The organism is Ramlibacter sp. GCM10027632 (genome assembly GCF_042675325.1).
Taxonomy (GTDB): domain Bacteria; phylum Pseudomonadota; class Gammaproteobacteria; order Burkholderiales; family Burkholderiaceae_C; genus Ramlibacter.
The window spans coordinates 642,487-655,113 of sequence record NZ_JBHTGW010000001.1; the positions used below are offsets into that span (position 1 = coordinate 642,487).

At 73.6% G+C, this 12,627-nt stretch carries 13 protein-coding genes; 6 read left to right on the forward strand and 7 right to left on the reverse strand.

Translation table 11 applies throughout. The annotated features are described in order from the left end of the window. Positions 1-12: 12 nt before the first annotated feature. Positions 13-930, reverse strand: coding sequence for a DUF808 domain-containing protein (locus ACFQZY_RS02880; RefSeq protein ID WP_377412337.1), 918 nt, complete (start codon positions 928-930; stop codon positions 13-15). 41 nt (positions 931-971) lie between these two features. Between ACFQZY_RS02880 and ACFQZY_RS02885 the strand changes: the two genes are divergently transcribed. After that, on the forward strand, positions 972-1,250 hold the full coding sequence (locus tag ACFQZY_RS02885) for a 2Fe-2S iron-sulfur cluster-binding protein (protein WP_377412339.1): 279 nt from the start codon (positions 972-974) through the stop codon (positions 1,248-1,250). 61 nt (positions 1,251-1,311) lie between these two features. On the opposite strand, the gene ACFQZY_RS02890 is transcribed toward ACFQZY_RS02885, so the two are convergent. Together ACFQZY_RS02890 and ACFQZY_RS02895 are read right to left on the reverse strand one after the other, a co-directional pair. Then, on the reverse strand, positions 1,312-1,821 hold the full coding sequence (locus tag ACFQZY_RS02890; protein ID WP_377412341.1) for a hypothetical protein: 510 nt from the start codon (positions 1,819-1,821) through the stop codon (positions 1,312-1,314). A gap of 2 nt (positions 1,822-1,823) precedes the next feature. Further along, positions 1,824-3,566 carry a carboxypeptidase-like regulatory domain-containing protein gene (locus ACFQZY_RS02895; protein WP_377412343.1) on the reverse strand — a complete coding sequence of 581 codons (1,743 nt, stop codon included), beginning with the start codon at positions 3,564-3,566 and terminating at the stop codon, positions 1,824-1,826. A 368-nt stretch (positions 3,567-3,934) separates the two neighbouring features. Between ACFQZY_RS02895 and ACFQZY_RS02900 the strand changes: the two genes are divergently transcribed. From ACFQZY_RS02900 to ACFQZY_RS02915, 4 genes are all read left to right on the forward strand, one after another. Continuing rightward, positions 3,935-4,648: a c-type cytochrome gene (locus tag ACFQZY_RS02900; protein WP_377412638.1), complete on the forward strand. Its 714-nt coding sequence runs from the start codon at positions 3,935-3,937 to the stop codon at positions 4,646-4,648. Further along, positions 4,645-5,925: a c-type cytochrome gene (locus ACFQZY_RS02905; protein ID WP_377412345.1), complete on the forward strand. Its 1,281-nt coding sequence runs from the start codon at positions 4,645-4,647 to the stop codon at positions 5,923-5,925. The genes ACFQZY_RS02900 and ACFQZY_RS02905 overlap by 4 nt, the downstream gene beginning before the upstream one ends. 88 nt (positions 5,926-6,013) lie before the next feature. After that, complete coding sequence (locus tag ACFQZY_RS02910) at positions 6,014-6,490, forward strand: tyrosine-protein phosphatase (protein WP_377412348.1); 477 nt, start codon at positions 6,014-6,016, stop codon at positions 6,488-6,490. A gap of 163 nt (positions 6,491-6,653) precedes the next feature. Further along, positions 6,654-8,015: an NAD(P)H-dependent oxidoreductase gene (locus tag ACFQZY_RS02915; protein ID WP_377412350.1), complete on the forward strand. Its 1,362-nt coding sequence runs from the start codon at positions 6,654-6,656 to the stop codon at positions 8,013-8,015. A gap of 51 nt (positions 8,016-8,066) precedes the next feature. Here ACFQZY_RS02915 and folK read toward each other — a convergent pair whose 3' ends face one another. From folK to hda, 4 genes are read right to left on the reverse strand one after another with little or no spacing between them, the layout of a single operon-like run. Continuing rightward, positions 8,067-8,543 (reverse strand): 2-amino-4-hydroxy-6-hydroxymethyldihydropteridine diphosphokinase, encoded by a 477-nt coding sequence (gene folK, locus ACFQZY_RS02920; protein ID WP_377412351.1) that lies wholly within the window; start codon positions 8,541-8,543, stop codon positions 8,067-8,069. 18 nt (positions 8,544-8,561) lie between these two features. Beyond that, entirely contained in the window at positions 8,562-10,166 is a 1,605-nt protein-coding gene (gene pcnB / locus ACFQZY_RS02925; protein ID WP_377412354.1) for a polynucleotide adenylyltransferase PcnB, read from the reverse strand. Then, positions 10,163-10,828 (reverse strand): HAD family hydrolase, encoded by a 666-nt coding sequence (locus tag ACFQZY_RS02930; RefSeq protein ID WP_377412356.1) that lies wholly within the window; start codon positions 10,826-10,828, stop codon positions 10,163-10,165. The genes pcnB and ACFQZY_RS02930 overlap by 4 nt, the downstream gene beginning before the upstream one ends. After that, positions 10,825-11,499, reverse strand: coding sequence for a DnaA regulatory inactivator Hda (gene hda / locus ACFQZY_RS02935; protein ID WP_377412359.1), 675 nt, complete (start codon positions 11,497-11,499; stop codon positions 10,825-10,827). The genes ACFQZY_RS02930 and hda overlap by 4 nt, the downstream gene beginning before the upstream one ends. Positions 11,500-11,590: 91 nt before the next feature. Here hda and purM point away from each other — a divergent pair, with 91 nt between their 5' ends. Continuing rightward, positions 11,591-12,622: a phosphoribosylformylglycinamidine cyclo-ligase gene (gene purM, locus ACFQZY_RS02940; RefSeq protein ID WP_377412362.1), complete on the forward strand. Its 1,032-nt coding sequence runs from the start codon at positions 11,591-11,593 to the stop codon at positions 12,620-12,622. The last annotated feature ends 5 nt before the right edge of the window (positions 12,623-12,627 follow it).

Below are 12,627 nucleotides of genomic sequence, written 5' to 3' on the forward strand. Positions count from 1 at the left end.
CGGGGGCGTCCGTCATGCGGCCTCCCGGGCAGGAAGGAGCCGGCGGCCCATTGCGGCGGCGCCCAGCACCAGCGCGCCGGCGGCGATGCCGGTCACCGCATCGGCCAGCAGGGCGCCGGCCGCGGCGGCCAGGCCGCCCCACGCCTGCAACGTGCCGGTGACCGCACCGTGCAGCGGCTCGATGCCATGCAGCAGGATGCCGCCACCCACCAGGAACATGGCCGCCGTGCCGGCGACCGAGAGGGCCTTCATCAGCCAGGGCGCCGCACGCAGCAGGCCTCGCCCCAGGGCGCGCACGCCGCCCGACGCACTGCGGCTCAGGGCCAGCCCCGCGTCGTCGAGCTTCACGATGCCGGCGACCAGGCCGTACACGCCCACCGTCATCAGCAGCGCGATGCCGGCGAGCACCGCCACCCGGGTACCGAAGGGGCTGCCGGCCACCGTCCCGAGGGCGATGACGATGATCTCGGCGGAGAGGATGAAATCGGTGCGCACCGCGCCGCGCACCTTCTGCCGCTCCAGCGCCAGCACGTCGACCTGCGGGTCGGCCAGCGCACGCGCCAGCGCCTGGTGGTGCGCGGCATCCTCGGCGGGCGAGTGCAGGAAGCGGTGGGCCAGCTTCTCGAAGCCCTCGAAGCACAGCCAGGCTCCGCCCACCATCAGCAGCGGGGTCACTGCCCAGGGCACGAAGGCGCTGATGGCCAGCGCGGCGGGCACCAGCACCAGCTTGTTCACCAGGGAGCCGCGCGCCACCGCCCAGACCACGGGCAGCTCGCGGTCGGCGGCGACGCCGGTGACCTGCTGCGCGTTCAGCGCGAGGTCGTCGCCGAGCACGCCGGCGGTCTTCTTCGCCGCGACCTTCGTGAGCACGGACACGTCGTCCAGCAAGGTGGCAATGTCGTCGAGCAGCGCAAAGAAGCTGGAGGCCATGGGGTGTCGGGCGGGCGGAGGGTCGGCCATTATCATGGGCCATGCCTGCCGAGTACCTCGCCCGCCTGGGCCCCGACGGGCCGCGCTTCGCGCTCGCGGCGGACCGCACGGTGCTGCAGTCGGCCGAGGCGGCGGGCCTGGTGCTGCCGAACTCCTGCCGCAACGGCACCTGCCGCGCCTGCATCCAGCAGCTCGAATCCGGCCGCGTGGGCTACCGCATCGAATGGCCCGGCCTGCTGGCCGAGGAAAAGGCGCAGGGCTGGATCCTGCCCTGCGCGGCGTACCCGCTCAGTGACCTGGTGCTGCGCGCCACGCCCTGAGCGTGCTTCCCAAAGGAAAAGGGCCGCCCGCAGGCAGCCCTGGCAAGGCGGCGATGCCGCCTCAGGGGCGCAGCACGCCCGGCACCACGATCAGGCGTTCGCCCGCGGGGCCGCGCCCGGCGCTGCCTGCGGGCGCCGCCTTGAGGCGCGCCGGGTCATCGACCAGCGGAATGCTCAGGACCGCCGTGCGGCCGGCCTGGGTGGTGAAGACGTTGAGGTGCGGCGCACCGCTCGCGTCGATGCGCACCCTCACCTCGCGGGTGCCGGCCGCACCTGCAGCCAGCGGCGTGCTGTCCGCCTGCAGCAGGCGGGCGCCGCCGGTGGCGGTGTAGCGGAACGTCGCGCCCGCCGGGTCGCTCGCGCCGGACAGGCGCAGCGTCACGAGGACCGTGTCGGCGCCGGTTCGCTCCAGGGTGTGGCGGATGTCCACGCCGGCGCCGTGGACGGGACCGTGCGGGTCGGCCGCCGGGGCCATGGGAGCGGCGGAGGCCGGGGCGGCCTGCACCGAGGCCAGCGTGCACAGGGCACCCAGGGCCAGCAGGAGGTTCAGTGCATGGGAAAGGCGCTTCATGTTCATCGGGCTCGCAGGGGCGTGAAGGAAGGGGCGGCGTAGGAGGAGGCGGCGGGCGGCTCGGCGAGCTCCACCAGCTGCACGTCAAAGCAGCCGGTGGCGTACGAGCCGCGCAAGACATCCCGGTCGGCCAGGCTCAGGACCAGGGTACCGGCGGGCAGCGGCAGGTCGACGTCCAGCCCGGGGGTGTCGGTCCAGCCGTAGGTGCGCTCCACGCCGTCCAGCCAGGAGAGTTCCACCCGCGGCCGGCTGCCATCGCCCCGGTCGCGACCGAGGATCGCGAGCTTGTAATGCCCGGCCCTGTGGGTGACGACCTTCAGGTAGCGGGTGTTGCCCAGCTTGTTGGGCTTGCCGTACGTGCTGACGCTGCAGACCCTGGCGGACTGGCCCGGGGCCAGCGGCAGGTAGGGCGGCAGGACCTGCAGGCCGCCGTCGTTCGTCTCGCCGGTGCCATAGGCATCCCCCGAGCTCCGTGAGGTCACGATGGCCTGCCCCTCGAGCAGGACGTCGAGCGCGTCGGCGGCGTCCGGGTCGGCGCCGCGGACGGCGTGCGAGAAGGCATACAGGGTGTTGAAGGCCGGCGAGGCGGCGAGCTGTCGCATGGCAGCGTGGACCGGCACCACCCCGCGCTGGCGCGCGAAATTCCAGATCACCGTGGCCACCGAGTCCTCGGCATGGGCGCCGGGGCGTTTCGTGACGGCGCGGTCCAGCGGCAGGAACCAGCCGGACGCCTGGCCCGGCCCCATGGCATCGGAAATCGCCGCGATGCCCAGGGCGATGCCGGACCAGGCGCTGCCCCAGCCCTCGCTGAAGGCCAGCGCCAGTTCCAGCGGCTCGCCGGCATGGCGCCCGCCGGGCGAGTCACTGCGCGAGAAGGCCCATTGGTAATAGTGGCCCCACTCGTGCGCGATGACGCCCTCGTCGTATTCGTCGGTGTTCACGTCCTCGTCGCCCATCACGTAGATGTGCGCGGTGGTGTCGGCAGCCGCCGCGGTGAAGTGCGTCCCGCCGATCTGGCCCTGCGACTTGTCGCCGCGCACGGCGCGGTTGCCGGGGCTCCAGTGGACGTCCAGCGGGCGCAGGGCCGCGCGGGGGTCGACCGCCAGCAGGGCGGCCTGGGTCCGGTAGACCGTGTCGAGCACGGCGAAGGGCGCGGCCGACCGGGGCTGGCGATAGCCCGCGCCGGTCCAGCCGGAGGGCGCGTGCAGGTCGCGGGTGCCGCCGCCGGTGAAGGCGGGGGACTCCAGCGCGTACAGGGCGTCGCCCTGGGTGTTGTCGGTGACGCGGGTGCGGGCATTGCCCGCCAGGAGTTCGGCACTCACGCGCAGGCGGACCGGGCGGCCCTCGGGGGCCTGGGCGCTGTAGCGGCCCTCGGCGTCGGTGCGCGTGTCGGCCACGACGGTGCCGGCCTCGTCCACCAGCTGCAGCCGCGCGCCGCGCACCGGGCGGGCCTCGACGTGCGCGTAGGCGAGGCGGCCGCCGGCGCTCGGCACGTAATCGAAGGTGACGCGGCCGCGGACCGTCGCGTCACCCGGGACGGGGACGGGGCCGACGGGCCGGACCGGGTCGGCCGGCTGCACGGGCACGGGGGGTGGCGGCGGCTCGGCGGGGGCATCGGCGCCGCCGCCGCCCCCGCCGCCACAGGCGGCGAGCAGGGTCAGGTACAGGAAGGCCGGCAAGGCAGCGGCGAGCCGCCAGCGGGTGGCGCGCGGCCGGGCCGGGCGGCTTGAGGACGAATGGGTCATGGACACCTCGGTGAAGGGAGTGGCATCGCCCGCTCGTGGCGGGCGGCCATGGGTGTCCAGGAGGGAAGCGATGCTGCCGCGCAAGCTGTCAGCTCGCTGAGGAGCCTGGCGCGCGGGCTGCGGCTAATCGTTGCCCGTGGAATACGGCCTGCGCGGCGCGCGCCCGTCGCTGCCGGAGGGGCGCCGTTCGGCCTGCGGGTCGGGCTCGGGGCGCGGCGCATTCGAGCCCGCCGGATCGCTGGCGGGACCCGGTGCCGGGGCCGGTCGCGGCGGGATCACGTCGGGCGCGCTGGCGGGAGTGGAGTCGGTGGCCATGCGCGCCAGCCTGCCCGCCCCTTCCCGCGGCAGGCGTAGGACGGGCTGGCATGATGCGGGCCGTGAAGTTCCTGACCGCCCTGATCCTGGCCGCCGCGTCGGCCTGCGCCTCGGCCGCACCGTTCGAGGACACCATGGCCCAGCGCACCCGGGCCTGCAGCGCCTGCCACGGTGCCGAGGGCCGCGCCGGCCCCGACGGCTACTACCCCCGCATCGCCGGCAAGCCGGCCGGCTACCTGTACAACCAGCTGCTGCATTTCCGCGACGGCCGCCGCCACTACGGCCTGATGACGCGCCTGCTGGACCCGCTGTCCGACGCCTACCTGCTCGAGATCGCGCAGCACTTCGCCAGCCTGGACCTGCCCTACCCCCCGCCGGCCCCCGCGCCCGCGCCGCCGCAGGTGCTGGAGCGAGGCCGCCAGCTGGCGCTGCAGGGCGATGCCGCGCGCCAGCTGCCCGCCTGCGCCGCCTGCCACGGCCCGCAGCTCACGGGCGTGCTGCCCAACACCCCGGGGCTGCTGGGGCTGCCGCGGGACTACCTGAACGCCCAGCTCGGCGCCTGGCGCAGCGGCCAGCGGCGCGCCCACGCCCCCGACTGCATGGCCCGCATCGCCCAGGCCCTGCCGGCCGAGGACCTGACCGCCGTGGCCACCTGGCTGGCGGCCCAGCCCCTGCCGGCCAGCACCAAGCCGGTGGCGAAGCTGCCCCGGCCGCCCGAGATCGCCTGCGGCAGCGCCGTCCTTCCCGCCGGGAGGATGACGCCGTGATCCGCCGCATCTCCCTCGCCCTGCTGGGCCTCCTGGCGCTGGCGGGCATCGCCTTCGGCGTGATGTTCGCGCGCAGCGAGGCCGGCTCCGGCGCGCCCGCCGCGGCGCCGGCCGCCGCCGCCCCCGCGACACCGGACCTCATCGCGCGCGGCGAGTACCTCGTGCGCGCCGGCAACTGCATGGCCTGCCACACCGACCGGGGCGGCGCACCCTGGGCGGGCGGGCGCGGCATCGTCACGCCCTTCGGCACGGTCTACGCGGGCAACCTCACGCCCGACCCGAAGACCGGGCTGGGCCACTGGTCCGCCGACGACTTCTGGCGCGCGCTGCACCATGGCCGCTCGCGGGACGGGCGCATGCTGTACCCGGCCTTCCCCTACACGAACTACACCCTGGTGACCCGCGCCGACGCGGACGCGATGTTCGCCTTCCTGCGCAGCGTGCCGCCGGTGGCGCGCGAGAACACCCCGCACGACCTGCGCTGGCCGGTGAACACGCAGGCATCGCTGGCCGTGTGGCGGGCGCTGTATTTCCGCCCCGGCGAGCTGCGCGAGGAGCCCGCGCGCGGCGCCGAGTGGAACCGCGGCGCCTACCTGGTGCGCGGGCTGGGCCACTGCTCGGCCTGCCATGCCACGCGCAACGCCCTGGGCGCCAGCGACATGATGGACCTGTCCGGCGGGATGATCCCGATGCAGGCCTGGTACGCGCCCTCGCTGGCCTCGGACCGGGAGGCCGGCGTCGCCGGCTGGCCCCTGGAGGACATCGTGCGGCTGCTTCGCACCGGCCACACGCCCGGCGCCAGCACCCTGGGGCCGATGGCCGAGGTGGTGCTTCACAGCACGCAGCACCTGTCCCTGCCGGACCTGCAGGCCATGGCCACCTTCCTCAAGTCGGTGCCGCCGGCCGCCGAGACGCCGCGCCCGCCCGCGCCGCCGACACCCGCCAGCGTGGCTCAGCGCGGCGCGCGCCTGTACGAGAACCACTGCGCCCAGTGCCACGGCGACCGCGGCGAGGGTGTCGGCGGCGCCTACCCGCCGCTGGCGGGCAACCGCGCGGTCACCCTCCCGGTGACGGCCAACCTGGTGCAGGTGGTGATCCATGGCGGCTTCGGCCCCGCCACCGAGGGACACCCCCGCCCGTTCGGCATGCCGCCCTTCGCCCTGGAGCTGTCGGATGCCGATGTCGCCGCCGTGCTCACGCACATCCGCGGCAGCTGGGGCAACCGCGCCGGCATGGTCAGCGAACTGGACGTGGCCCAGCAACGGAGCCTGCGATGAGCGCCGGGCCGTCCCTCCCGAGGCGGGGTGCGCCCGCCCGCACGCCGGGCCGCCCCCCCCTGGCGGGACCTCGCGCCGGGGTCGCGCCATGAGCCTTCGCCTGCTGGCGCTCCCGCCCGAGGCCACCGGCCGGCTGTGGCTGTCGTCCATGCCCGGGCGCTTCGAGCCGTGGACGCGCTTCGTTGCCGAGGCAGAGGCCGTGCGGCTCGGGCTGGTGGTGTGCCTCACCCCGCGCGAGGAGATCGCCGAGCTGTCGCCCGCCTACCACGCGGCCGTGGCGCGCGGCCGCCTGCCTTTCCGCTGGACGCTGCTGCCGATGCGCAATTTCGGGTTGCCCGAGGACCCGGCCGCCTTCCGCACCCAGGTGATGGACGTGGCCCGCCGCGTGCGCGAGGGCGAGTCGGTGCTGCTGCATTGCGCCGCCGGCCTGGGCCGCACCGGCTCGGCGGCGGCCTGCGTGCTCAAGTCCCTGGGGCTGGACACGCCGCAGGCCCTGGCGCGGGTGCGCGAGGCGGGCTCCAACCCGCAGAACGCCGAGCAGGCCGGCTTCGTCGACTGGTTCTGAAGCGTGCCGTCGGGTGGTGCGGGCCGGCGTCCTCTGGGCGACAGGCCTGCGCCCGGGGCGCACCGTATGCTGGCTGCGCGCCCCTGGCGGGAGGGCCCTCGCAGCCCCCCGGGCTGACGGGGTCCCCGGCGCTGCGACCCGGAGAAAAAGAGAAGGAGACCCCTTGAGCCTGCATTCCAAGCTCCTGCAGCGCGCCGCCGAAGGCCGCCCCATCCGCGTCGGCCTGGTCGGCGCCGGCAAGTTCGGCTCGATGTACCTCGCGCAGGTGCCGCGCACGCCCGGCGTGCACCTGGCCGGCATCGCCGACCTGTCCCCCGACGGCGCCCGCGCCAACCTGGCCCGCGTGGGCTGGGAGCCGGCACGCCTGGAGGCCGCCAGCCTGGACGCCGCGATCAGGTCCGGGGCCCTCACCCATGTGGGCGACGACTGGCTGGCCCTGGTGCGCCATCCCGCCATCGACGTGATCGTGGAGTGCACCGGCCACCCGGTGGCCGCGGTGGACCACTGCCTGGAAGCCTTCGCGCACGGCAAGCACGTGGTCAATGTGACGGTGGAGGCCGACGCCTTCTGCGGCCCGCTGCTGGCGCGCCGCGCCGCCGAGGCCGGCGTGGTGTACTCGCAGGCCTTCGGCGACCAGCCCGCCCTGATCTGCGACCTGGTGGACTGGGCCCGCACCTGCGGCTTCCCGGTGGTGGCCGCCGGCCGCGGCCACAAGTGGCTGCCGCACTTCTGCGAGTCCACGCCCGAGACGGTGTGGGGACACTACGGCCTCACCCCCGAGCAGGCCCGCCGCGGCGGCCTGAACCCGAAGATGTTCAACAGCTTCCTCGACGGCTCCAAGCCCAGCATCGAGAGCGCCGCGGTGTCGAATGCCACCGGCCTGGGCGTGCCCTCCGACGGCCTGCTGTACCCGCCGGCCAGCGTGGAGGACATCCCCTTCGTGACCCGACCGCGCAGCGAGGGCGGCGTGCTCGAACGCAAGGGGATGGTGGAGGTGATCTCGTCGCTGGAGCCCGACGGCCGCCGCATTCCCTACGACATCCGCATGGGCGTATGGGTCACGGTGGAAGGCGAGACCGAGTACATCCGCAACTGCTTCGAGGAGTACAACGCCCACACCGATCCCACCGGCCGCTACTTCACCCTGTACAAGCGCTGGCACCTGATCGGGCTGGAGGTCGGCCTGTCGGTGGCCTCGGTGGCCCTGCGCGGCGAGGCCACCGGCGTGGCCACGGCGTGGAATGCCGACGTGGTGGCCACCGCCAAGCGCGACCTCGCACCCGGCGACCTGCTGGATGGCGAGGGCGGCTACACCGTGTGGGGCAAGCTGCTGCCCGCAGACAAGTCGGTGCGCCTGGGCGGCGTGCCGCTGGGCCTGGCGCATGACGTCAAGGTGGTGCGCCCGGTACGCAAGGGCCAGGTCGTGACCTGGGACGACGTGGCCATGGACACCGGTACGCGGGCCTGGCAGCTGCGCCGCCAGATGGAAGAATCCTTCAAGCCCGGCCAGTCGATCGGCGCCTGAGGCTGGGGCGGCCGCCCGGCGGCGGCGAGGGCCGCGGACGCGGCAGCGCGCTCAGGCCGGCAGCCGCTCGATCGCCTGGGAGGCCACGGCCTGCAATTGCGCCGGGGTGACGCGCTCCGGCGCGATCTCGGCCAGCGGCACCAGCACGAAGGCGCGCCCTGCCAGGCGCGGGTGCGGCACGGTGAGCGTGGGGGTGTCGATGCGCGCCTGCCCGTACAGCAGCAGGTCCAGGTCCAGGGTGCGTGGCGCGTTGAGGTACGGCCGCTCGCGGCCCGCCGCGTTCTCCAGCGCCTGCAGCTGCGCGAGCAGTTCGTGCGCGGGCAGCCGGGTGGCGAGGGCCGCGACCGCGTTGATGAAGTCCGGCCCCTGCGCCTCGTGCGGCGCAGTGCGGTACAGGGAGGAGGCGCGCAGCAGCGTGGTCTGCGGCAGGCGGCCGAGGGCCTCGAGGGCAAGGGCCACGGTGGCCCGGGCATCGCCGAGGTTGGCGCCCAGGCCTACGTAGGCGGTCACGGGGCCGGGCGTGTCCATGCGGGCCACCCGTGGGGGTCAGGCCTCGCCGCCGGACGGCGCGCCACCGCCCTCGCCGGCCGGCTTGCGGCGGCGGCGGCGGCGCTTCTTGGGCGCGGCGCCATCGCCCTCGGCGCCTTCGCTGCCGGCGTCGCCGGGATCGCGCCGCTCGCCAGCCTCGCCGACCTCACGGGGCTCGCGGGGTTCACGCCGCGCCGGCGCGGCGCGGCCGCCCTCGCCCTCCGGCGCTGCGGGCTTGACGCGGTGCACGCGTCGCCCGCCCTTGCCCTGCTCCTCGCGGGCCTGTGCCAGGAGGTCCTCGCGGGCGTTGTCGTCGGCCACGCTGAACTCTTGCCACCAGTCGGCCAGCACCACGTCGACCTCGCCGATGTCGGCGCGCAGGCGCATGAAGTCGAAGCCGGCACGGAAGCGGGGCTGCTCCACCAGGCTGAAGGGGCTGCTGCCGGTGCGCTTGTCGAAGCGCGGCTGCATCATCCAGATCTCGCGCATGTCGGCGCCGAGCTTGCCGCGGCCCGAGACGTCGCCGATGCGCGAGTCGAACACCTCGTCGATCGCATCCTGCAGCGCCGGGAACGGCGGCACGCGCTGGGCCTGGCGCCTGGCCCAGCCTTCGCGCACGTCGGCCCAGAGCACGGCGGCGAGCAGGAAGCTCGGGGCCACCGGCTTGCCCTCGCCCACGCGGCGGTCGGTGTCGGCCAGCGCGGCGCGCACGAAGGGCTGGCCGGCGCGCTCGACCACCAGGTCCAGCAGCGGGTAGATGCCGCGCTCCATGCCCAGGACCTTGAGCTGCTCGATGGTGGCCAGCGCGTGGCCCGTCTGCAGCAGCTTGAGCATCTCGTCGAACAGGCGGCTTTGCGGCACGTCCTGCAGCAGCTTCAGGCAGGCCTTCAGCGGCGCGGCCGTCTTCGACTCCAGCTTGAAGCCCAGGGGCGACAGCTTGGCCGCGAAGCGCACCGCGCGGATGATGCGCACCGGGTCCTCGCGGTAGCGGGTGGCGGCGTCGCCGATCATGCGAAGCAGCTTCTTCTTCGCGTCCTCGATGCCGCCGTGGTAGTCGACCACCACCTGCGTCTGCGGGTCGTAGTACATCGCGTTGACGGTGAAGTCGCGGCGGGTGGCGTCCTCGTCCTGCGGGCCCCAGACGTTGTCCCGCAGCACGCGGCCGCTGGCGTCCACCGCGTGCTTCATGCCGGCCAGTTCGCTCTTGCTGGTGCGCTCGTTGCCGGCGACCTGTTCGGCCGCGGCGTTGTCCATGTAGGCGCGGAAGGTCGAGACCTCGATCACCTCGTGCTCGCGCCCGCGGCCATGGACGACGTGCACGATGCGGAAACGCCGGCCGATGATGAAGGCGCGGCGGAACAGGCCCTTGACCTGTTCGGGCGTGGCGTTGGTGGCGACGTCGAAGTCCTTGGGCCGCAGGCCCAGGAGCAGGTCGCGCACCGCGCCGCCGACGATGTAGGCCTCGTAGCCCGCGCCCTGGAGGGTGCGCACCACGTTGACGGCGCGCTCGTCGACCAGCGACGGGTCGATGCCGTGCTGGTCGCGGGCGATCTCGCGGCGCTTGCCGAATTTCGGCTTGCTGCCGCTGCCGCCCAGGAGGCGGTCGATGAGTTTCTTGATCATGTGAACAGGTCGAGGATGGGCCAGCCCCGCTCGGAGGCGATGGCGCGCAGGCGCGCGTCGGGGTTGGTGGCCACCGGGTGGGATACCTTCTCCAGCAGGGGCAGGTCGTTCATGGAGTCGGAGTAGAAGGTCGCGTCCACGTCGTCCCAGGACAGGCCCCGGTCCGACAGCCAGAGCTCCATCCGGGCCACCTTGCCGGCGCGCATGGAGGGGATGCCGTCGATCTCGCCGGTGATCCAGCCCGAGGTGTCGCGGGCCAGCTGCACCGCGATCAGCTCCGGCACGCCGAACAGGTCGGCGATCGGGCGGGTGACGAACTCGTTGGTCGCGGTGACGATCATCACGTGGTCGCCGGCGTCCTGGTGCTTGCGGACCAGGTCCAGCGCCTGCGGGCGCAGGGCCGGGCGGATCACCCGGGCGATGAAGTCCTCGCGCGCGGCCAGTGCGGCGGCCTCGCCACGCAGGCGGATCGCCTCGGTGGCGAAGCGCACGTACTCGTGCACGTCGAGGGTGCCGGCCTGGTAGTCGGCGAAGAACTGGTCGTTGCGGGCCTTGAAGTGGCCCGGGTCGCACCAGCCGATCTCCAGGGTGTACTGGCCCCAGGAGTAATCGGAATCGATCGGCAGCAGGGTGTGGTCGAGGTCGAACAGGGCGAGTTTCACTCGTTCTCCAGCATGGAGCGGATCAGGGGGATGGTGATGGCGCGCTTGGTCTGCAGGGCGTAGTGGTCCAGGTGGTCCAGCAGCTGCATCAGGCTGCCCAGGTCGCGGGAAAAGCGATTGAGCATCCAGTCCATGACCTCGTCGGAGAGGAAGACGCCGCGGTCGTCGGCGGCCTGGCGCAGCACCGCGCGGCGCTCGGGCTCGGACAGCACGTGCAGCTGGAACACATGGCCCCAGCCCAGGCGGGTGCGCAGGTCCTCGCGCAGCTTCAGGTCGGCCGGCGGCACCTCGCCGGCGGCGAGCACCGCGCGCTGGTGGGTCTGGGCGTTGACGAACCAGTTGAACGCGGCGTGCTGCTGCACCGCGGTGTAGAGGTGGGTGTCGTCCATGAGCACCACCGCCCAGCGCTCGTCGAACTCGGGCGGCTCGGCCATCGTGGCGTCGAGCCAGCCGACCGAGGCGCCCTGCTCGCGCAGGGCTTCGGCCACCGCCTTGAGCAGGTGGGTCTTGCCGCTGCCGCCCTCGCCCCACAGGTAGGTGGGCACGGGCGAACGGGTCGGGCTGCCGCACCACAGCTTGAGGTGCGACAGGGCCGCCTCATTGGGGCCGGCGCAGAAGCCGGCCAGCGTGGGGCCGCGGGCCAGGCCGATGTCCAGCGCGATCTGTTTCATGCGGCGGGGGCGCCGGATCGGGGCGCTGGAGTCGAAAGCATCAGGGGGCGCGGGTGTGGAAAGTAAAATCGGCCAAATTCTATCGGTCCCCATGACACAAGCTCCTCTCTCCTACAAAGACGCCGGCGTGGACATCGACGCCGGTGATGCCCTCGTCGAGCGCATCAAGCCCCTGGCCAAGAAGACCCTGCGCGAGGGCGTGATGGCCGGCATCGGCGGCTTCGGCGCCCTGTTCGAGGTGCCCAAGCGGTACCAGGAGCCGGTGCTGGTCTCCGGCACCGACGGCGTGGGCACCAAGCTCAAGCTGGCCTTCGAGTGGGACATGCACGACACCGTCGGCATCGACCTGGTGGCCATGAGCGTGAACGACGTGCTGGTGCAGGGCGCCGAGCCGCTGTTCTTCCTGGACTACTTCGCCTGCGGCAAGCTGCACGTGGACACCGCTGCCGCCGTGGTCGGCGGCATCGCCCGCGGCTGCGAGGAATCGGGCTGCGCCCTGATCGGCGGCGAGACGGCGGAAATGCCCGGCATGTACCCCGACGGCGAGTACGACCTGGCCGGCTTCTGCGTGGGCGCGGTGGAAAAGAGCAAGATCCTCACCGGCAAGGACGTCAAGCCCGGTGACGTGGTGCTGGGCCTGGCCTCCGCCGGCGTGCACTCCAACGGCTTCTCCCTGGTGCGCAAGTGCATCGACCGCGCCGCCGGCCACCTGCCCGCCACGCTGGACGGCAAGCCGTTCCGCGAGGCCGTCATGGCCCCCACCCGCCTGTACGTGAAGAACGTGCTGGCCGCCCTGGCCCAGCACCCGATCAAGGCGCTGGCCCACATCACCGGCGGCGGCCTGCTGGAAAACATCCCGCGCGTGCTGCCCGAGGGCACGGCCGCCCACCTGAAGAAGGGCTCCTGGCCGCAGACCGAGCTGTTCGCCTGGCTGCAGAAGACCGCCGCCATCTCCGACTACGAGATGAACCGCACCTTCAACAACGGCATCGGCATGGTGGTGGTGGTCGACGCCGCCCACGCTGCGGCCACCGCGGCCACCCTGCGTTCGCTGGGCGAGTCGGTCCACGAGATCGGCGCCATCGCCGAGCGCGGCGGCGGCGCCCCGGTCGAAGTGCTGTAAACGGG